The following is a 19,626-nucleotide window of genomic DNA, read 5'->3' on the forward strand; positions in this document are numbered from 1 at the left end:
TGTTTTTATTCATGTGTAAAGCGGTTTCGCCCTGTATTACCCTTCACGCTCGCCACCTAAACGGAGAATTATAGGGATTCAAAGGATATGGAATTACTGCAGTTTGGAATTCCTCCATAATCTTTTATAATAGAAGGATAGAAGGAATGGAAAGGTGGACATATACTCTCATGAATCAAAACCCTTTATCTCGTCTTGAAGCCGGTCTGTCCGGGCAAGGATTGGACGCCATGCTCATTACAGATCCGAAACATATCTACTATTTGACTGGATTTGCAAGCAATCCGCATGAACGTTTCCTTGGTCTGGTTCTGGCACGCGGAGAAGAACCTTTGTTAATCGTTCCTGCACTCGATGCTGAAGCTGCCGCTGCCGCTTCCTCGGTATCCAACATTGCCACTCATACGGATACGGATAATCCATACGCTTTGTTCGAACGTTATCAAGGGCGCTTGGGCCGAGTAGGTCTCGAAAAAGAGTACGTGACGGTCGCACGTTATGAGCAACTGACCGCCGCACTGGGTGCTGCCAGCTTTGAAGATGTTGGCCCACTGCTTCGCACATTACGTGTGAAAAAAACACCCGATGAGGTAGCCCGCATTCGCCACGCCATTCATCTAATTGAAGAAACATTGCGTCAAGGCCTCTCTCACGTTCGTACAGGCGTAACCGAGATCGAGCTTGTTGCCGAGATGGAGTATCAGATGAAGAAACTGGGCGCTGATGGCCCATCCTTTGACACCATGGTGCTCACGGGACCCAAAACAGGTCTGCCGCATGGTACACCAGGTGAACGAAAACTGCAACATGGTGACCTGTTGATGTTCGACATGGGTGTCTATGCTGGCGGATATGCCTCGGATATCACGCGTACATTCGCTTTCGGTGACATCTCACCTGAACTCAAAACCATCTATAACACCGTGCTCGCAGCGAACGAAGCTGCCATCCAAGTGGTGAAACCAGGCATTACCTGCGCGGAAGTGGATCGTGCAGCACGTCAGGTGACGGAAGTAGCGGGATACGGCGAACGCTTCATGCACAGAGTAGGCCATGGCTTGGGTATCGACGTACATGAGTATCCTTCTCTCCATGGAGAAAATATGGACATCCTGAATGAAGGTACCGTGTTCACAATTGAACCGGGCATATATACCGCAGCAGGCGGCGTCCGTATTGAGGATGATGTCATCGTGACCGAGACGGGTGTAGAAGTTCTGACGACATATCCCAAAGAACTGCAAATCCTTACCGACTAATGCAATTGGATCTATGTCAAAAACAGCCCAGATACATTAATGCTCAGCCGATATTTATGCATCATGAACTAAACTGCACGAAACTGTGCTGAACTGTATCTTCTAAATAATATACTCCTTTCGCGTACGCCTCAGGCCTGTATACAGAAAAAGTAGCAAGTACACACGCGAACGCAAAAATCCCGCAAATCCATGAATATCATGGGTTGCGGGATTGTAATTAATACGAAGCATATCCTAGATTACTCCGTCTGCATTCTACGTAATCTTATTCCTGCTCACTCATTTACCATTAACCAAACTCATGCGTGATATCCTGCCAAGACTCCAGCTGTGGCAGCTGTTGCTTCCCCCAGTAATCCAAAAACCATTGAATAATCCCAGTCGTATCTGTTGTGCTGCAGCTGTAATGCCGGAAACCGTCCTCGCCTTCCTGCAAACGAATCTCCGCCACCATTTGCCCTAGTTCCTCAAGCGCAGCAGCCTGCATATACATACTTCCCTCCACCAGCTCCGAAGGTTTAAGTACTACGTATTCATGCAATTCCAGATTGGAGATCAACTCCACCAATAACGAGGCATTAATGCTATCATCCTCGTAGGTTGTGCCATTGCTTTCCAGTGTATAACGCAGTGTAGAGTACATGTGCGATTCCCCTTTGTATGAAATCATTGTTGCTGATGATACACGCTCATAACGACAGATCGTTTATATTATAACTTTTTCATAAAAATGTAAAAAGGATTTTTCTTGTTTCGGGTCTTTTTTCTATGAAAAAACCCCCTTGCAGAGTCCGAATTACAATTGACTGCGCAAAGGGTGATTTTAAGTGATACTCTTTGAATATTGTCTAAGCCTCATCCTTAAACTTAAAGCTACGTGCAGCATACAGAAACGGTGTTCCAACCGCAGTCAATACGAATTTGATGACGTAAGTGGTCAGGAAGATTTCCAGCCAGATGTCCCAAGGGTAGATGAACGCAAACGCGATCGTGCAGAACACCAGTGTATCTACAAAGGAGCTGATGATCGAACTACCATTCGTGCGTATCCATAACTGATTGCGTCCGGGAGCTACCTTGCGCAGCCAGCTGAACAGTCGCACATCCAGGAACTGACTGATGAAATAAGCAGTCAGACTTCCGAGTGCCAGACGTGGCAGCAACCCGAACAACGTTTTCATCGAATCTTGTGCAAAGTCCGTCGGTGCCGGTTCAAAGAACAACACCATCTGCATCAGAACCGTTGTCATGATCAACGTGAAGAATCCGAACCATACGGCCTTCCGCGCTTCACCCGATCCATACTTCTCATTGAGAAGGTCACTGGTCAGATACATGCTGACATACATCGTGTTGCCTAACGTCAGCACGATTCCCATGATATCTATCGTTTTGGTCACCTGAATGTTGGCTATAACCGTAGCCACACCAATCCAGGCATAGAGACCTTTTTTACCGAACAAGCGGTAACACAACAGGAAAAATCCATAAGTTACGAGAACAAAAACTGCTCCCCACCCTAAGTTAAACATAAATACATACACTGCCTTCCTAGTTTTGATTACGCGGGATGGTTACGAACCGCGGTTTGGCTCAGGGCCAAAACATGAATACTCTATCACATTTCTCGTCCCATGAACAGAACTAAATAACTCCAAGTCTGCCTGAGTGACTACGCTCCCACCTATATTCCTCCCGTGTCCTCTCGACCATACGACTGTTTTTGTACTTCCTTGTCTTGCACCGTGTATCGAAAAAGGAGACTGCTTCACCAGCGTACACAGTATAGTTTGATTGCCGCAGAAAAACCGCCCTCCGGATTCCTCCGAAGGACGGCTTTTCTCACTTGGCTAATAGACGGCTCTAGCTATCTTAATATGAGCCTCTGCCTATCCATTCTGTATTACGCCTGAACGGCTGAATCCAGTTCACGGCTCTGATCATTGAATGTGTCTTGATCGTTTTCTTTCAAAATTTTGCTGGTTACAAGTCCAGAAGTCATGGACCCGTTCACGTTCAATGCTGTACGACCCATGTCAATCAGCGGTTCAACGGAGATCAGCAATCCTGCCAAAGCTACAGGCAGGTTCATGGTGGACAATACGATCAGGGAAGCGAAGGTTGCCCCGCCGCCGACTCCGGCTACGCCGAATGAACTGATCATGACTACGAGGATCAATGTCACAATGAAGTCCCAGCTCAGCGGATCGATGCCGACCGTTGGAGCAATCATAACCGCCAGCATGGCCGGATAGATCCCGGCGCAGCCGTTTTGCCCAATGGTAGCCCCAAAGCTAGCAGACAGATTCGCAATTCCATCCGATACACCCAGCTTCTTCGTCTGTGTCTCCACGTTCAATGGAATAGCTGCCGCACTTGAACGGGACGTAAAGGCAAATACCAGTGTTGGCAGAACCTTTTTCAGATACGTAATCGGGTTGAAGCCAGAGAGCGAGATGATAATCAAGTGAATGATGAACATGACGAGCAACGCCACGTAGGATGCGACAACGAATTTGATTAACTTCAGAATCTCATCCGGATTTGTGGTCGCTGTTACCTTCGTAATCAGGGCCAAAATACCGTATGGTGTCAATCGAAGCACTAAAGTTACAATCCGCATAACCACCGCATATACCGCATTAACCATGCCTCGGAACGTTTCCGCCTGCTGTGGTTTTTTGCGATCCAGTCCCAGTACAGCTACACCGATGAACGCGGAGAAGATAACAACCGCCAATGTGGAAGTACGACGTTCTCCTGTCATGTCTGCAAATGGATTCGAAGGAATGAATTCCAGCACCTGCTGTGGGATCGTCTGATCCTGCACATCAACAAGACGTTCCTCCATGCGCTGTCCTTGCTCTAGCTCCCGATCTCCACCTTCAATTTCAATAGAAGTCAGGTTGAAGCTGAGGCTCGTTACAATGCTGACCCCTGCCGCAATCGCCGTTGTAATCAACAGGATCGCAATAATGGAGACACTCATTTTACCGAGGTTTTGCTTGCCTTTCAGATTCATAATAGCCGAGATGATCGACACCATAATCAATGGAATCACGACCATTTGTAACAAACGAACATATCCTGAACCGACCAGATTAAACCAATCGACCGACTTCGTGATGACATCCGAATCGGATGTGTAGATCAATTGAAGAATTACACCGTACACAACCCCCATACCCAGACCCGCAAATACGCGTTTCGTAAAGGAAATGTGTTTCTTCTGCATCCAGTAGAGCACACCCAGCAACGCGAGTATGACCACTACATTCAAAATGACTAGAAAAGTATTCATTACTTTAAATCCTCCTCATATGTGTGCATAACCGGAATTTATCCGGCTTTCTCTTCTTCGCTCAAAGCGATATTTTACAATATATCATATAACAAACTATTCTGGTAGGTATTAATTGATATTATGTAATATGCATGTAACAGATTCATCTATTTCTGAAAAAAATACACCAGATCGTGAAAATTGTTCTATTCAACCCCCGGTTAATTTTGTAATATAGGTATATCCGCTTATTCCCAAGTTTTCTCAACGTTTAATTTAGGTCTTTCTTCATTGGTAGATAGGTCTAATGATTACGGAAAAGCGATAATGTTAATGAACATGACGTGAAAGGATGATCATATGTTTCGTAATCGCACCGTTGCCGGTAAAATCAGAGGCACTTTGTTCCTCGTCTTGCTGGTTGCTTCCCTGTTGTTCAGTATCAGTTTTTACGCCGTATCGATGAATATTATTCAAAGTTACGTGCTCCCACAGTTCGATAAAGTCCTAAACACGTCCATTCAGGATATATACAAGAATACCTCAGCTTCCAAAATTCTACAGGTGCAGAGCGGCGGAGCCGGTTCTGAAGGTGCTGCCATGACCGTGGAATCGTATCTGGCCGATAAAGCAAAAGAACATAATTTGGATGCAGCTTACATTGTTGCTATTCAAGATGGCTCAGCCAAAGTGGTTGTTGCCAACTCTTCCTCAGGCATGAAAGCCCAGGATGAGATTAGTGTAGAACCAGCAATGAATGCAGCTATTGAGAACAAAGAAATGGTAATCAGCGAGGTCTACTCCGATTCCTTTGGTGTACATAAAGCAGCCTTTATCCCCATTGCAGGAAGTAACATGATTATGGCTGTGAGCATGGATGCCCAGTTCATTCAAGACAAGATTACTCAAATTTTCTGGTTGTGTCTTGGGATTACTGCATTAGTGTTCGTGCTCGGCTGGCTTATCTCCACTAGTATGATCAAAAGAGTTACCAAACCGATCATCAAGCTCGTCCAACATAGCAAACAAATATCCCAAGGTGATCTGACCGCTGAACTAGAGATCAAAGGTAAAGATGAAATTGCCCAACTTGCCGCAAGCTTCCAGACGATGACGCATAACTTGAAAGAAATGATTAGCCGTGCCTTGTCCACGTCCAATGAAGTTGTATCAGGCTCCAATGACCTGCTTCAGCGAGTTGAATCGATGTCCGGTATGGTTCGAAACTCCAGCCGCTCCGCAGAAGATGCAGAAAAAGGTAGCATCAGCATTGCGTCTAGCGCATCCGAGAACGCCAGAGCTATGGAAGAAATTACGCAAGGTATCATGCATATTGCTTCTTCTTCCGCTGAAGTGTCTGAGCAGATTGGTGAAGCAGCCAACGAGGCAGTTAACGGTAATCGACTGGCTCAGAATGCCATTGAGCAGATGGAGCGTGTAGGCCAGACAGCAAGCGAATCGTTGCGTTATGTGGAAACCATGAATGAACGTTCGGTAGCTATCGGTACCATTGTTACTTCCATTTTTGAAATCACCAAACAGATTAACATGCTGTCACTCAACGCCTCCATTGAAGCAGCACGTGCCGGAGAGCATGGCCGCGGATTCGCTGTTGTTGCCGGAGAAGTTCGCAAACTTGCCGAGCAATCCAAGACAGCCACTGAGGAAATTTCGGATTATCTGGGTACCATTCGTGAAGACGCTGAACGTTCGGTTGACGCCATGAACCGCGTAACCCAGGAGATTGGTTCAGGCACCACTGTTGTTCAACAGGCAGGTTCAGCGTTCCAACAACTGAATGAATTGATCCAAAACGTCAATCTGACGATCCAGACCGTCTCTGCTTCTACACAACAAGTATCCGCTGGTGCAGAAGAAGTGAGTGCATCCGTTGAAGAAACGGCTCAGATTACGTCTAAATCCCGTGAGAGCATGCTACAGATTGCTTCAACAGCAGATCTTCAGCTCAGCGAGATGGATTCACATTCGAATACGGTTCGTCATCTGCATGAGCAAGCGGTAGAACTGCAATCCGCCATGAAGAATTTCAAAATAAACTAACAGGTATACCATTAACCCATCATTCCCTGATTCAAACCTCATTTAATCATAGGATATACAATACCCCCATGCCGCTAACATTCCGTTTCTAGAGAACGGGTTGTCAGACATGGGGGTATTCTTGTATAACATATGTGTCATAAGGATAATACATGCTATTTCATAATCATTGCCTGAGCTGTACTAATCCTGTTCACTCTGGTGCTTGAACACCCATAATCTCATACACACGCTTCATATCCAATGACGAACGCAACGATTCAGCTACCCGATCGAACTCCATCTCCTTACGTTCATGCGCATTGTATGTCTCCTGAAGCGGAGGCATTCCTTTTCCTGCGCGTAAGGCATTCAGCCACGAACGTCGGAATGGATCACTTTCAAACAAACCATGCAGATAGGTCCCCCACACACTGCCATCCACTGTGCCCCAGCCTTCATGGAATGGTTCACCACCTGGATGGGAGATTTCAAATAGTGCGGTTACCCGTTCAGGCTCATGGCACTCCGTAACGCCCATATGAATCTCATATCCGTTAATGGGTAATGGAGATACCTCCACATCTGGTTCACCATACAGCCGAATCGGATTCTGAGGTTGCACTCGTCCGGAAGCCCTGACTGTCTGCTTGTTCTGTAGAAACGTTGTGGATAAAGGAAGCCAGCCCAGTCCCTTCGCTTCCTGGATCTGATTCGCCTCCACAGCAAACGGGTCCTTTAAATGTCGTCCAAGCATCTGGTATCCGCCACATATCCCAACGAGCTGAACGTTCTCACGTTCGGTCTGGCTGGCAATCGCTTGCTCCAGTCCTGACTCACGCAGAAACGCCAGATCCCCTATCGTATCCTTCGTACCAGGTAGAAGAATGGCATCCGGACTACCCAATTCCTCTGGCGAGGTCACGTAACGCACATTCACATCCGGTTCACGGGAAAGTGCGTCAAAGTCTGTAAAGTTGGAAATTCTCGGATATCGGATCACCGCCAGATCCAGATCTGTCTTGCCGGATTTCCCATGACGCATGGAGTCCAGCACGACGGAATCCTCCGCTTCAATCTGAATATCTCTTATGTAAGGCAATACACCCAATACTGGAATGCCTGTCCGTTCTTCGAGCCAGTCGAGTCCCGGCTGCAACAGAGACAGATCGCCGCGAAACTTGTTGATGATAAAACCTTTCACTCGCTCGACCTCATGTGGTTCTAGCAACTCCAGTGTACCGACAATAGAAGCAAAAACGCCGCCCCGATCAATATCGGAGATCAGAATCACCGGTGCATCCGCCCAACCTGCCAGATTCATGTTCACGATATCCCGGTCCTTCAGATTAATCTCCGCAGGACTGCCTGCTCCTTCCATCAGTACCACATCGTATGTGTCCCGCAGCCGATTCAGCGCATCCATCACCGTCTGCTTCGCTTCAGGCAGGAACTTCTGCCGGTAATCTGATGCACTCATCTGGGCAAAAGGCACACCATGTACCACGATCTGCGAATGCATGTCCCGCACCGGCTTGATCAGAATCGGATTCATATCCGTCGTCGCTTCAATACCGCAGGCTTCAGCCTGAGCTCCTTGGGCCCGGCCAATCTCCTTGCCGTCTTCTGTTACGTAGGAATTCAGTGCCATGTTCTGTGACTTGAACGGGGCTGGCTTGAAGCCATCCTGCTTGAATATACGGCACAGCGCCGTTGTAATCACGCTTTTCCCCACATCCGATGCCGTCCCTTGCAGCATGAGTACTGCCGCCGGTTGTTGTACAGGCGTATCTTCCATGCACCATCACCTCAGTCTCCTGTTATGTCTCACCTTACTCATTCCGTGCTTTATTCACAGCCAAAAGAGTCCCTGAAGCACACTCAGCACCGTGAGCAAAGCCGCTTCCAGCAGCTCATTCATCGCTCCGTACGTGTCTCCTGTAAGTCCGCCCAGCCTTTCACTGATGCGTGCAGCCATGAATTTACCAATGATGTAACACGCAAAAGGTACAACAATGACAGCGGACACAGGATACAACCACCATGGCAAAGTTCCCAGGCTACTCATCATGGCATCTGCGGTGCCTATATCCGGCCGAAATATCCATACAGCAGCAAACGTAATTACACCTGCAAGAAGGGTCAGCCCGACCGCAGAGCTGCGCGCACGCTGGACTTCCCTCCGCTCACCCAATCCTTTGAATAAGACGGCAAGTCCGTCATCTCCACGTGCATTCGGCCAGGCTGAGATGGCATACACCATGAACCAGCGACTCCAGATCATGGGCAGGATCAACAGCGCACCATACATCCAGTTACCACGTGCGATAAAATCTGCGATCAAGGCTGCTTTCATCATCAGCAGCAGGACGCAGGCGATCACGCCCATCGCTCCTACACGGCTGTCCTTCATGATTTCCAGCATCCGCTCACGGGTACGATAGCTGAGCAGTCCATCCGCCGTATCCATCCAGCCATCCAGATGAAGGCCTCCAGTGAGCCATACCCATAATGTTAAGGTTAATACGGCAGCGGGAAAGGCGGGAAGTACCGCACCCGTTAAGGCCCCTGCGAGCCAAACGCATAGTCCAATCGCTGCACCCACCAGTGGATAATACACGACACTTTCCCGCAGTAGCGGCGGGACGAAGTCAATCTGCGTTTTTACCGGAAATCGGGATAAAAATTGAAAAGCGGCCGCAGCCGCATGTTTACGTTGATGAGTGCGATCTGTCATAAACGATACTCCTTGCTTTTCAGCTCAATCGCAATGCCTACAGTCACCAGGAACACTTCACGGCATATGGCAGCGATTCGCTGATTCAATATGCCTGCCAGATCCCGATATTTTCTGCCAAGCGCATACTCCGGGACAATACCGTCGCCCACTTCATTCGTGACAAGCACGAGCAGCCCCGGATACGACCTGATTGCTTCTACCAGTGCATCCATGTGATCTTGCAAAACCTGCTCATCTTCGTGTTCATGTGCAAGCAAAACATTGGTCAACCAGAGCGTCAGACAATCGACCAGAATCGTCGGTGCAGAAGTACCCGTATGGTCTCCTCCCATGCGTGTAATGAGTGCCGGTAATGCGAGTGGTTCCTCCAACGTGTGCCATAGATAACCTGATGCCTCGCGCTGATTCTGGTGCAGACTTATACGCTCGCGCATCTCATCATCATACGCCTGAGCCGTGGCCACATACCAAGCCTCCGAGGAACGCTGCATACAGAGACGCTCGGCAAATGAACTTTTACCACTACGCGCCCCACCCGTCACCAACACACTCATAGCGATACCTCTCCTTGAACCGTCGAAGCACCTGTAACATCAGTGTCCGCTACATCACCCTTGCGTGCACCCGTGTCGGCACCCGAAGCCTTATTCGTTCCATCGGATACTCCTGCACTTGCAAAAGTCGCCATCTCGTTCAAAAGTAGACAGGCTGCATCAATCAGATGAAGACTGAGCACACCTCCGGTTCCTTCACCCAGTCGCATATCCAGATCCAGCATCGGTTTCAGGTCGAGCTCGCGAAGCAGGGTTGCATGTCCACTTTCATGCGAGGTATGAGAAGCAATCATATAGGCTGTGCTCACGGGAGCAAGCTGTCTTGCAATCAAGGCAGCAGCAGTGGAGATGAATCCATCCACGACAACAGGACATCCGTTTGCAGCTGCAGCAAGAATGACACCCGTCAGTCCGGCAATCTCCAGGCCACCCACCTTGCAAAGTACGTCCAGTGCATCTTCCCTATTTGGGGAATTCACGCTAAGCGCCTGGCTAACCACGGCGGCTTTCCGCTGCAATCCCGCATCATCAATACCCGTTCCTCGCCCAACCGCTGAAGCTGGTGCGATCCCCGTTAATGCACACATCACCGCTGCACTTGCGGTTGTATTGCCAATCCCCATTTCCCCGGTAACGAACAATTGTGTTCCCTTTGCCACCTCTGCCGATACGACGTCAACCCCTGCAAGAATGGCTTGAATCGCTTCGTCGCGAGTCATTGCGGCACCCTTTGCCATGTTGGCCGTACCTTTACGTACTTTGCGGGAAAGCAGGTCAGGATGTTCCAGATCGGCATTAACCCCGATATCCACACAGATTACATCGGCTCCAGCGTGACGGGCAAGCACATTAACTGCAGCCCCTCCAGCCAGGAAATTAAGGACCATCTGCGGCGTTACCTCAGCTGGGAAAGCACTGATACCTTCCGCCACCACGCCGTGATCTGCGGCCATGATAATGACTGCTCTGCGATCCAAATGTGGACGAGCCTTGCCAGTGATTCCTGCAAGACGAATAACCAGCTGTTCCAGCTTACCCAGACTGCCGGGTGGTTTCGTCAATGCATCCACATGTGCGGAGGCTTCCGCCGCAACTTCTTCATTAGGACCCACGATCCGACCCAGTAACTGTTCCAACACCTGTTCATTATTCATACAGCCAGCACTTCCTTCTTCAAAATATGGGTTGCCCCGCTTCATTCATTCCTTCTCCCGCCGCAGCAAGAGCTGAGGTATTCCATTATCAGGATGAATCACCATCGCAGGTTTCACGCGAAAGATGTCCTGAATAATGTCCTCGGTCATCAAGGTGTGGGGCGTTCCATTCCCCACCACTTTGCCTTCTCGCAGCGCCAGAATGTGATCGCAGAACTGCGCAGCCAGATTCAGATCATGCAGCACAGCCACAATCGTAATTCGGTTCTTTTGCCGCCACGTCGATAATAACTCCATAAATTGCAATTGATATTTGATATCCAGAAACGTAGTAGGTTCATCCAGCAATAATAACCTGGGCTCCTGAGCCATGACCTTGGCAAGTGCCACCCGCTGACGCTGTCCTCCACTAAGTGCATCCAATGGCCTTTCAGCCATATCCGTCAGTCCCAGCTCCTCCAGTACCCGGTCAACCACAGCCGCTCCATCTGCTGATTCTCGCCCAAGCCAATTCTGGTATGGATAACGCCCCATCTCCACAACATCCCTCACAGGATAAGAAATTGCAGGCAAACCATCCTGTTGTAACACAGCGATCATGCGTGACAGATCTTTCCGACTGAATGAGGCAATATCCCGGCCATCAATATGTATACTGCCTGCGCTTGACTGTTCCGTTCCGGCAAGGAGCTGGAGCAGGGTAGACTTGCCACTGCCGTTTGGACCGACGACACCCCACCAGTCCCCCTCCGTAACCTGCCAGTCTACCGCGTCCAGGGCTTGATGACTGCCATACAATTTACCTGCCTCACTAACCGCGATCAGAGCTTCGCCCAAACCAGCACTCATGGCATCATCCCCTTCCGCAGTTTCTTATTCCGGTGTAGCAGATAAGCGAAGAATGGTGCACCTACAAATGCCGTCACCACACCGAGCGGAATTTCGGTCGGCGCCAGTAAGGATCGAGCAATTGTGTCTGCCCAGACCATGAAGATGGCGCCGCCAATAGCAGACAGTGGGACCAGCAATCGATAGTCAGGCCCAACAAGCAACCGAAGAATATGCGGAATAACCAATCCAACGAATCCAATCACGCCGGATACGGAGACCGCTCCTGCGGTAAGCAGTGTTCCCACAGCAAGCACGGACAGCTTCAGCCGATCGACGCCAACCCCGATATGCGCAGCTTGACGTTCTCCGAGCGCCAGAACATTCAAGGAACGTGCCCGGCTCCAGAGAAAGATCAGGCCGAGCAGAAAATACGGGAAAAGGATGGCCGTATACGACCACCCACGCAGAGCCAGACTTCCCATCGTCCAGTATATAATTTCATTAATGGTCTGTTTCGACATCGTCGACAGGAAGGAAACCACCGCTCCCAAGAAACTTTGCATCACTACACCAGCCAGAATCAGGCTGTGCGTTGGTATTTTGCGTCCTTCACGAGCCAGGGACATGACAAACCATAATGTTAATACACCCGTCAAAAACGCCACCAGTGGCAACGTCCAGATTCCGATCAGTGCATACTGCAATCCGAAGAAGATCAGAAAAGCTGCACCCACCGAAGCACCGGATGATACGCCCAGGGTGAACGGATCTGCCAGCGGGTTCCGAAGAACCCCCTGAAATCCCGCACCGGCAATCGCCAGCGATGCCCCCACGAGCACGGCAAGCAGTACACGTGGGAATCTGACTTTCCATATAATCTGTTCGGCTGCTGCACTCCAGTCCGGCGTGATCCAGTCTCCGATCCATGGCAAGTGATGAAGCAGAATACCTGCAATGTCACGAATAGGCAAGGAAACCGAACCGATACCCGTGCAGATGAGCACGGTTAACACAAGCAGTATGATTCCTGCCGATGCGTACACGGCCAGTTTTTTACTCATTGGAACAGGTCAGGATAGATCGCTTTGGCTACTTCTTTCAGTCCTTCGGTTACACGAGGTCCTGGACGGCTGAGCAGGTTGGCATCAAGGCCAATGACTGCATCGTTCTTCACAGCCGTGATTTGATCCCAGCCACTGCGAGCTTTAATGATCTGATCCAGTGTTTTGGAGTTTTCATCAATGACATCATTTGCATACAGAATCACATCCGGGTTGGAGGCAATCACATTTTCTTCATTGATCTGGTACCAGCCTTCTTTGTCCGAAGCAATATTGGTTCCGCCGGCTACCGTGATCAGTTCGTCCATGAACTCACCTTTACCTACCGACCAACCTGGGGAGAACTCAACATATACATTTTTCTTCTCTTCCGGCTTAACTGCACTCACCGCTTCAGTTACATCCGTCACATCCTGTTTCATCTGTGTGATGATCTCCTGAGCTTTTTCTTGATGATCCGTGATTTTACCGAATGTTTCGATATTGTTCATTACATCATCGATCGATTTTGGATCGGTTTTGAAAATGGTAATGCCCAGATCACGCAGTTTCTTCACTGCATCTTCGCTCATCGAGATACCTGTGAATACGATATCGGCTTCTGCGGCAATGATGGACTCTTCATTTGGCTTGGTTATGCCACCCATTTTCGCTTTGGTTGTTGCAGCTTCAGGATAATCATCATAGTCGGATACCCCTACAATCTGCTCGTCCAATCCAAGTGCGAATAACGTTTCGGTCTCAGCTGGAGACACGGATACGATTTTGGCCGGTGCCTTGTCAAATGTGAACGACTCACCTGTTGCATCGGTAATTGTAAGTGGATATTGTGTTTTGAGATCTGTCTGCGCCTGGCCTTGGGACTGCTCCTGTGCTGGCTGCTGTGAGGTACCTGTGCCCTCGTTCGTTGTTGCATTGCCACATCCGGCCAAAGCCAGTGCGAGTGCCGCTGCACTCAGCAGTGACGCTACGCTTTTCCAATTCTTGAAATTCATTCTGTTATTCTCCCCTTCTCTATTTGTACTATTTTCTTGCATCATGCTTGAACTCTTACTACCCTTGCCTTGGTGTTCCTCTATAAGGTTTGAACTGCAATATTTACACGCTAACGGAGAGTGCAGAACCGATCTGAAGAAACGAAGTGTTCGCCTAAAGCTTTCTACAAGAAAGCTTCATCGGAAGCATACGCTATCACCGGATTTTCCCTTTCAAAAAGGGAATCAAAAAATCTGGGGATAACAGCGATCGGAAGATGGTACTGCAATCGGAGTGACCTCGTGTAAAAGTTCGGTTCATCTTACATGAACAATAAAAAATCCCCAATCCTTACGTCAGGATCAGGGATGACGTCTCGCATATGGCGATCTGTACATGTCCAACGTATTGTTGTGCATGCACATAGAACTGCCCGAAACGCTGTCCTTTCCTCGAAGGAACACCGGTTTGAACGTCCAGGGCAGGTAACCTGACTTACAGGAATTGTTCCTGATTTACAGTGGCGGGACCGTGCCGGACTTACACCGGCTTCCCTATTTCACCCGCATGCCATCCATGACTATATAGAGCCATAAACCATTACTGCACGCACGCGGGACCCTTGGTCGCTGATATGGATTAACCATTCAAGTGAGCAATCTGCATTCATATGCAGGCATTATTGCCTGTCACACGAAACTACAGTACTGTCACACTTCTGTTGTGATTATAGGTTATATTGCACATCCTTACAACCCGATTCCCGGAAAAGCCACCCTCGTGCCAACCCACTGATCTCCATGTTGTTCCAGCCGTACCTGTATCGCTTGCCCGGGAATCACCTGTGTATCCCAGAATCCCAGATTGGCAATGAGACGAGATAATGCATACCGGATTACACCGCCGTGAGTAACAACAATGATCGTTGGCACTCCACCCTCACGAGAGAGCATGGACGGAGAATACGACCATATGCACTCCTGCAGAAATGAATCGATGCGCGCAGTAAATGCCTGCCATGACTCCCCTTCGGGCGGGGTGACGCCCTGTGGAGTATCGATCCAATCCCGGTACTGTGGGTTGTCCTTGAGTTGATCGTACGTTAATCCTTCCCATTGACCAAAATCAACCTCTCGCAGGCGCGGGTCCAGCTTGACCTGCTCCATTGGATAAGGCCTGATCTGTGCAAGCGTCTGCTGACAACGGAGCAGATCACTGCAATATACCGTATCCCACGAGACGTTGCTTAATTGCTCGCGTAGCGAAGCCAGTTCTCTTTCTGCATCAGGCAGCAAAGCGATATCGGTATGCCCCAGATATCTTTTTTCCACATTCCACGCGGTTGTGCCATGACGTATAAACAGAATATTTTTCCGCTGCTGTGATCCATTCTGTCCTACAATTACTTCCATAGCAACGTACCTCCAGCAAGCCATATTCCCAGCGTCACCAATGTACACAGAACTACAAAAGAACCCGCCGACCAGAACATGAGACGTGTCGTTCGCACAATATCCTCTGCTGCCATAGGACGTGTTGCCTCACCCATATAGGCACGAAAAGAAGCTACGCCATGGTACACGTTGTGTCCCCCGAGTCTGATCCCCAGTGCTCCGGCCACAGCCGATTCGGGAAAACCACTATTCGGACTTGGATGCAATCTGGCATCCCGGGTCACCATACGTGCTGCGCCTTTGGCATCCAGTTTCATGACCCATGCACCCACGATCAGCAGGATGGCGGTGAGCCGTGCGGGAATCCAGTTTGCCCAATCATCCAGACGGGCGGAAGCCCAGCCGAGATGCAGATACTTCTCATTTTTATAACCAACCATGGAATCCAATGTATTCACGGCACGATAGGCCATCGCAAGTGGAGCGCCACCAATTAACGCATAGAACAAAGGGGACACGATGGCGTCCACAATATTCTCGGCTACCGTCTCCACCGTTCCTCGCACGACCTCCGGTTCATCCAGATGAGCTGTATCACGTCCAACAATCATGCCAAGTGAACGTCTTGCAGCAGGCCAATCCTTCTGAATCAGATGGCGATACACCTCCATGCCTGCATCCTTCAAGCCTTTGGAAGCAATCGTCGTCGCAATAAGCACGATTTCAGCCACTACCGCTACGACAGGATGAATGAGACCCAGCACATATACGAATGCCCAAGTGATTATAAACGCCCCACCCGCAATCAGCAGTGGAAATAATAGACCGGCTCTCTTCAGCCCGGAATCTGTGCTCACACGGGAACGAATGCTACGCTCTAGCGCAGAGATCGCTTTCCCCATGCCGATCACCGGATGAGGAATCCAGCGTGGATCACCGATGCATCGATCAAGTATGTATGCCCCTATCATAATCCAGGCACCCGCCATTCCCGTCCAGAACGGCCAGGAGACCAGTTGCCCTATCTGTAATATCATTTTACCCTGTTCCTCTCTTTCCACTGCTGTCCCGCTTGCAGGCTTTCCATGATCGTGTCATACACCAACCTGCCAATGGTCGCACCAATAACCGTCGCCGTTCCTGTGTAAGCAATTAGCGGCTTATGCTCGTCCACCTGACTCACCGCAAGTACAATAGCATCCGTTGTCGTTCCTGTGGCCAGCAGCCCGTTCTCCGAGTCCGCAACACCGTAATCAGCCAGCGCCGCTGCTTTGGCTTCCACCGCAGTCTGGACGGCATTCACCATGGCTCCAGATGTCATGCGTCCGTTCAACCATAACATGACGTTAATCGTGCCCGGGACGTAAGGTTTCATGATTTGAGATTGGGTTGTTGATTTTAAAGGTCTTACAGCAACAGTCTCGTTTCCCTCCGTATCAAATACGGTTCTTACGGAACCTGCCCGCGCAGCATTGGACACCCCGGCTGTTGTACAACACAGAATTCCGAATTCCTCACTGGCGTATTCCTGAATGGAGGTATGCTCCAGTCTAACCGCAGTCAACAGTCCCGCACATTGATCAAGCTGCTCCTGCCATTCATTCAGAGAACGTTCGATATCGCGAGGAGGATCATCACAGCGATAATGCCGATCCACATAGATGTTAAATATCCGATCCAGTTCGAGCATCCCGCCGCCATACACCGCACTGGAAAGCGCACTTGCAACAGAAGGACTTGCAGCTCTGATATGTTGATCATGTGCAGTAATCTTCAGCCCGGGCCACGAAGAGGAACGATATTCGTTCTCGTCTGCCTGTGCATTCTTGTAGTAATTATAAAACGCCAGTGTCATCCCACGTTCCCCCTGCTCCAATCATGTGTCGCTTGTGGTATGGCTGCTCCATTACACTTCCTAACACTTCGAGTAAGCGCTCGTTGGCCTCTGCGTCCTTTACTGCCAAGCGAACATGTCGCTCACCAAGTCCTGGATACATGGCACAGCTACGGATCAGAATCCCACGCTTACCCAAAGCCGCCTGCATGGATGCCGCTGTCCAGGGCTCAGACAGTTGGATCAGAATAAAATTGGCTTCTCCCGGCGTTACCACACAACCATACGACTCCAATCCTTTCGTTAAACGCGCACGTTCCCGTGCGATCTGTGCCAGTGTGTCCTGTTCGAACCGTTCTCCGCTGCGCAGACAGGCTTCACCTGCAATCAACGCCAATCCATTCACACTCCAGGTCACTTGTTTCTCCGTCATGGCACGAATCCATTCAGGACGCCCCAAGGCATACCCCAGACGCAGACCCGGAATGGCATAAAACTTCGTCATCGATCGGATGATGATCACCTGTGGATATTCGTCCAATCTGGGTGCAAGGGATTGTCGCCTTGATTCAGGTATGAAATCCATAAACGCCTCATCGATGACCAGGACAGTACCTGTTTTCTCTGCTTTGCGGGCAAGACGATCCAGTACCTCCACCGGATACTGTACGCCATTCGGATTGTTCGGCTGACCGAGGAACAGCAGGTCTACCTGTTCCATTAGTCGTTCAATGTCCTCAGGTTCAGCACGCCACTCCAGCTCTTCTCGTCCCTCAACATGCTGGACTTCCGCACCGAATTGTCGCGCTAAAGAACGATATTCCGAAAATCCGGGTTCTACTGTGCCGACCTTCCGCGGAGCAAGTCCGAGCAAGATCAGCGCCATGCTTTCGGCAGCGCCATTGCCCACCGAAATATGGTTCTGTGGCACACCTAAACGTTCACTCAGTAATGATTTGAACTCACGATGACCCGGATCAGGATAACGAAGAACCGACAGCAATCCTTGCTCCAAAGCCTCCAAGACTTCCATTGGTGGGCCCAATGGATTGATATTTGCGCTAAAATCGATAAAATCTGCAGCGCTCCCCCCAAACCGGGATGCGGCCGTCTCCACGTCACCGCCATGTCCGAAAACTTCGATATAACCGGTCATTCTTCCGTCACCCTTTCTACATGTCCTTTTTATTATGGATGGCGTGGGAGGTACGGGTCAATCCCGTTTTAGGTGTGTTCCTTCCAATCCCGGCAAACTTGTCCTAATTCCTTTGTGTCCCATCCACAATTCGTTTACAATAGAGAAGGAATTTCAGTCTGTACAGCATCACTACATAAGGGATCTCAATCCCTCACATATATTAATGGAGGAATGACCATGCTGTTTGTTGATAACCAGGGCATTACAGATCCGTCTGTAAACCTCGCGATTGAGGAGTATATTCTGAAGCATCTGCCGATGGAGGATGACAGCTACCTGCTGTTCTACATCAATCGCCCGTCCATTATTATCGGAAAGCACCAGAATACCATTGAAGAGATTAATATCGAATACGTGCAAGATAACGGTGTACAGGTTGTCCGTCGTCTCTCGGGAGGCGGAGCAGTATATCACGACCTCGGCAACCTGAATTTTAGTTTCATTACAGCCGATGACGGTCAATCCTTCCACAACTTCCGCAAATTCACCCAGCCTGTGGTTGAAGCCTTGCAGGAACTTGGGGTTAATGCTGAACTAACCGGGCGCAACGATCTGCAAGTGGGAGAAAAGAAAATTTCGGGCAATGCCCAATTCTCCACCCGCGGACGCATGTTCAGTCACGGCACATTGATGTTTAACCTGAATCTGGATCATGTACAGGCATCCCTGAACGTGAATCCCGAGAAATTCAAATCCAAGAGTACCAAATCCGTGCGCAGCCGGGTCGCCAACATTCGTGACCTGATCGATAGTAACCTAACGATTGAGCAATTCCGCGATGAGCTGTTACGTCACATTTTCCGGATGGAGCCACAGGATGTCCCGCAATATACACTCACAGAGAAAGACTGGGACAAGATCAAAGAAATCTCTGCCGAGCGTTATAGCAACTGGGACTGGAACTATGGTCTGTCTCCAGAAAGCAATGTGAAGCATACCCGGAAATTCCCTGTCGGCATTATTGACCTGCGCATGAACATCAAGGATGGACGAATTGAAGATATCAAAATCTTCGGCGACTTCTTCGGCGTAGGCGATGTGGCGGATATCGAAGATATGCTGCGCGGCAAGCGTTATGAGGAATCCGAGGTGCGGACTGCACTTGAGGGCCTGGATGTAAAACACTACTTCGGCAACCTGGAGCTGGAAGACTTTATCGGCCTTGTTTTCCTGGAGGAGTAGGTTTTAGATGTAAGCATAGTTTTAGAACGAAGCCTAACTTTACACGTTAACGGAGAAGACAGAATTCATCGGGAGAAGCGAAGCGTTCGCCTTTATCAACGGATTTCCCCCTTGGGGG

The 19,626-nt window shown here is 49.5% G+C and carries 17 protein-coding genes and 1 riboswitch; of the genes, 3 read left to right on the forward strand and 14 right to left on the reverse strand.

Annotated elements, in window-relative coordinates; translation table 11 throughout:
• Nucleotides 1-170: 170 nt before the first annotated feature.
• The gene (locus FS628_RS07010; protein WP_145320324.1) at nucleotides 171-1,259 is read left to right on the forward strand and encodes a M24 family metallopeptidase; all 1,089 of its coding nucleotides are present in this window, start codon (nucleotides 171-173) and stop codon (nucleotides 1,257-1,259) included.
• A 292-nt stretch (nucleotides 1,260-1,551) separates the two neighbouring features.
• On the opposite strand, the gene FS628_RS07015 is transcribed toward FS628_RS07010, so the two are convergent.
• The 3 genes from FS628_RS07015 to FS628_RS07025 all read right to left on the reverse strand — a co-directional run bounded on the left by FS628_RS07015 (nucleotide 1,552) and on the right by FS628_RS07025 (nucleotide 4,563).
• Nucleotides 1,552-1,905, reverse strand: coding sequence for a hypothetical protein (locus tag FS628_RS07015; RefSeq protein ID WP_145320326.1), 354 nt, complete (start codon nucleotides 1,903-1,905; stop codon nucleotides 1,552-1,554).
• 205 nt (nucleotides 1,906-2,110) lie between these two features.
• Complete coding sequence (locus FS628_RS07020) at nucleotides 2,111-2,794, reverse strand: queuosine precursor transporter (RefSeq protein ID WP_145320328.1); 684 nt, start codon at nucleotides 2,792-2,794, stop codon at nucleotides 2,111-2,113.
• 371 nt (nucleotides 2,795-3,165) lie between these two features.
• Nucleotides 3,166-4,563 (reverse strand): L-cystine transporter, encoded by a 1,398-nt coding sequence (locus FS628_RS07025; RefSeq protein ID WP_145320330.1) that lies wholly within the window; start codon nucleotides 4,561-4,563, stop codon nucleotides 3,166-3,168.
• Between the two features lie 342 nt (nucleotides 4,564-4,905).
• Between FS628_RS07025 and FS628_RS07030 the strand changes: the two genes are divergently transcribed.
• Nucleotides 4,906-6,606, forward strand: coding sequence for a methyl-accepting chemotaxis protein (locus tag FS628_RS07030; protein WP_145320332.1), 1,701 nt, complete (start codon nucleotides 4,906-4,908; stop codon nucleotides 6,604-6,606).
• Between the two features lie 193 nt (nucleotides 6,607-6,799).
• Here the strand turns inward: FS628_RS07030 and FS628_RS07035 are convergent, their stop codons facing one another.
• From FS628_RS07035 to cobD, 11 genes are all read right to left on the reverse strand, one after another.
• Complete coding sequence (locus FS628_RS07035; protein WP_145320334.1) at nucleotides 6,800-8,383, reverse strand: cobyric acid synthase; 1,584 nt, start codon at nucleotides 8,381-8,383, stop codon at nucleotides 6,800-6,802.
• Nucleotides 8,384-8,437: 54 nt separating this feature from the next.
• Nucleotides 8,438-9,322, reverse strand: a complete 885-nt coding sequence (gene cobS / locus FS628_RS07040) for an adenosylcobinamide-GDP ribazoletransferase (protein WP_145320336.1) — start codon at nucleotides 9,320-9,322, stop codon at nucleotides 8,438-8,440.
• Complete coding sequence (cobU, locus tag FS628_RS07045) at nucleotides 9,319-9,879, reverse strand: bifunctional adenosylcobinamide kinase/adenosylcobinamide-phosphate guanylyltransferase (protein ID WP_145320338.1); 561 nt, start codon at nucleotides 9,877-9,879, stop codon at nucleotides 9,319-9,321. The genes cobS and cobU overlap by 4 nt, the downstream gene beginning before the upstream one ends.
• The gene (gene cobT, locus FS628_RS07050; protein WP_145321446.1) at nucleotides 9,876-11,033 is read right to left on the reverse strand and encodes a nicotinate-nucleotide--dimethylbenzimidazole phosphoribosyltransferase; all 1,158 of its coding nucleotides are present in this window, start codon (nucleotides 11,031-11,033) and stop codon (nucleotides 9,876-9,878) included. Before cobT ends, cobU begins: the two co-directional genes overlap by 4 nt.
• 45 nt (nucleotides 11,034-11,078) lie before the next feature.
• Complete coding sequence (locus FS628_RS07055; RefSeq protein ID WP_145320340.1) at nucleotides 11,079-11,882, reverse strand: ABC transporter ATP-binding protein; 804 nt, start codon at nucleotides 11,880-11,882, stop codon at nucleotides 11,079-11,081.
• Entirely contained in the window at nucleotides 11,879-12,925 is a 1,047-nt protein-coding gene (locus tag FS628_RS07060; RefSeq protein ID WP_145320342.1) for a FecCD family ABC transporter permease, read from the reverse strand. Before FS628_RS07060 ends, FS628_RS07055 begins: the two co-directional genes overlap by 4 nt.
• The gene (locus FS628_RS07065) at nucleotides 12,922-13,920 is read right to left on the reverse strand and encodes an ABC transporter substrate-binding protein (protein WP_145320344.1); all 999 of its coding nucleotides are present in this window, start codon (nucleotides 13,918-13,920) and stop codon (nucleotides 12,922-12,924) included. Before FS628_RS07065 ends, FS628_RS07060 begins: the two co-directional genes overlap by 4 nt.
• Nucleotides 13,921-14,363: 443 nt before the next feature.
• Nucleotides 14,364-14,510: riboswitch (cobalamin riboswitch) on the reverse strand.
• Nucleotides 14,511-14,649: 139 nt separating this feature from the next.
• The gene (locus tag FS628_RS07070; protein ID WP_145320346.1) at nucleotides 14,650-15,312 is read right to left on the reverse strand and encodes a histidine phosphatase family protein; all 663 of its coding nucleotides are present in this window, start codon (nucleotides 15,310-15,312) and stop codon (nucleotides 14,650-14,652) included.
• Complete coding sequence (gene cbiB / locus FS628_RS07075; protein ID WP_145321447.1) at nucleotides 15,303-16,283, reverse strand: adenosylcobinamide-phosphate synthase CbiB; 981 nt, start codon at nucleotides 16,281-16,283, stop codon at nucleotides 15,303-15,305. Before cbiB ends, FS628_RS07070 begins: the two co-directional genes overlap by 10 nt.
• A 44-nt stretch (nucleotides 16,284-16,327) precedes the next feature.
• Nucleotides 16,328-17,149, reverse strand: coding sequence for an adenosylcobinamide amidohydrolase (locus FS628_RS07080; RefSeq protein ID WP_145320348.1), 822 nt, complete (start codon nucleotides 17,147-17,149; stop codon nucleotides 16,328-16,330).
• Nucleotides 17,130-18,284 carry a threonine-phosphate decarboxylase CobD gene (gene cobD, locus FS628_RS07085; RefSeq protein WP_145320350.1) on the reverse strand — a complete coding sequence of 385 codons (1,155 nt, stop codon included), beginning with the start codon at nucleotides 18,282-18,284 and terminating at the stop codon, nucleotides 17,130-17,132. The genes FS628_RS07080 and cobD overlap by 20 nt, the downstream gene beginning before the upstream one ends.
• Nucleotides 18,285-18,503: 219 nt before the next feature.
• Between cobD and FS628_RS07090 the strand changes: the two genes are divergently transcribed.
• On the forward strand, nucleotides 18,504-19,508 hold the full coding sequence (locus tag FS628_RS07090; protein ID WP_062833160.1) for a lipoate--protein ligase: 1,005 nt from the start codon (nucleotides 18,504-18,506) through the stop codon (nucleotides 19,506-19,508).
• Nucleotides 19,509-19,626 lie beyond the last annotated feature (118 nt).

Origin of the sequence: Paenibacillus xylanexedens (assembly GCF_007676705.1) — a bacterium.
GTDB lineage: Bacteria > Bacillota > Bacilli > Paenibacillales > Paenibacillaceae > Paenibacillus > Paenibacillus xylanexedens_C.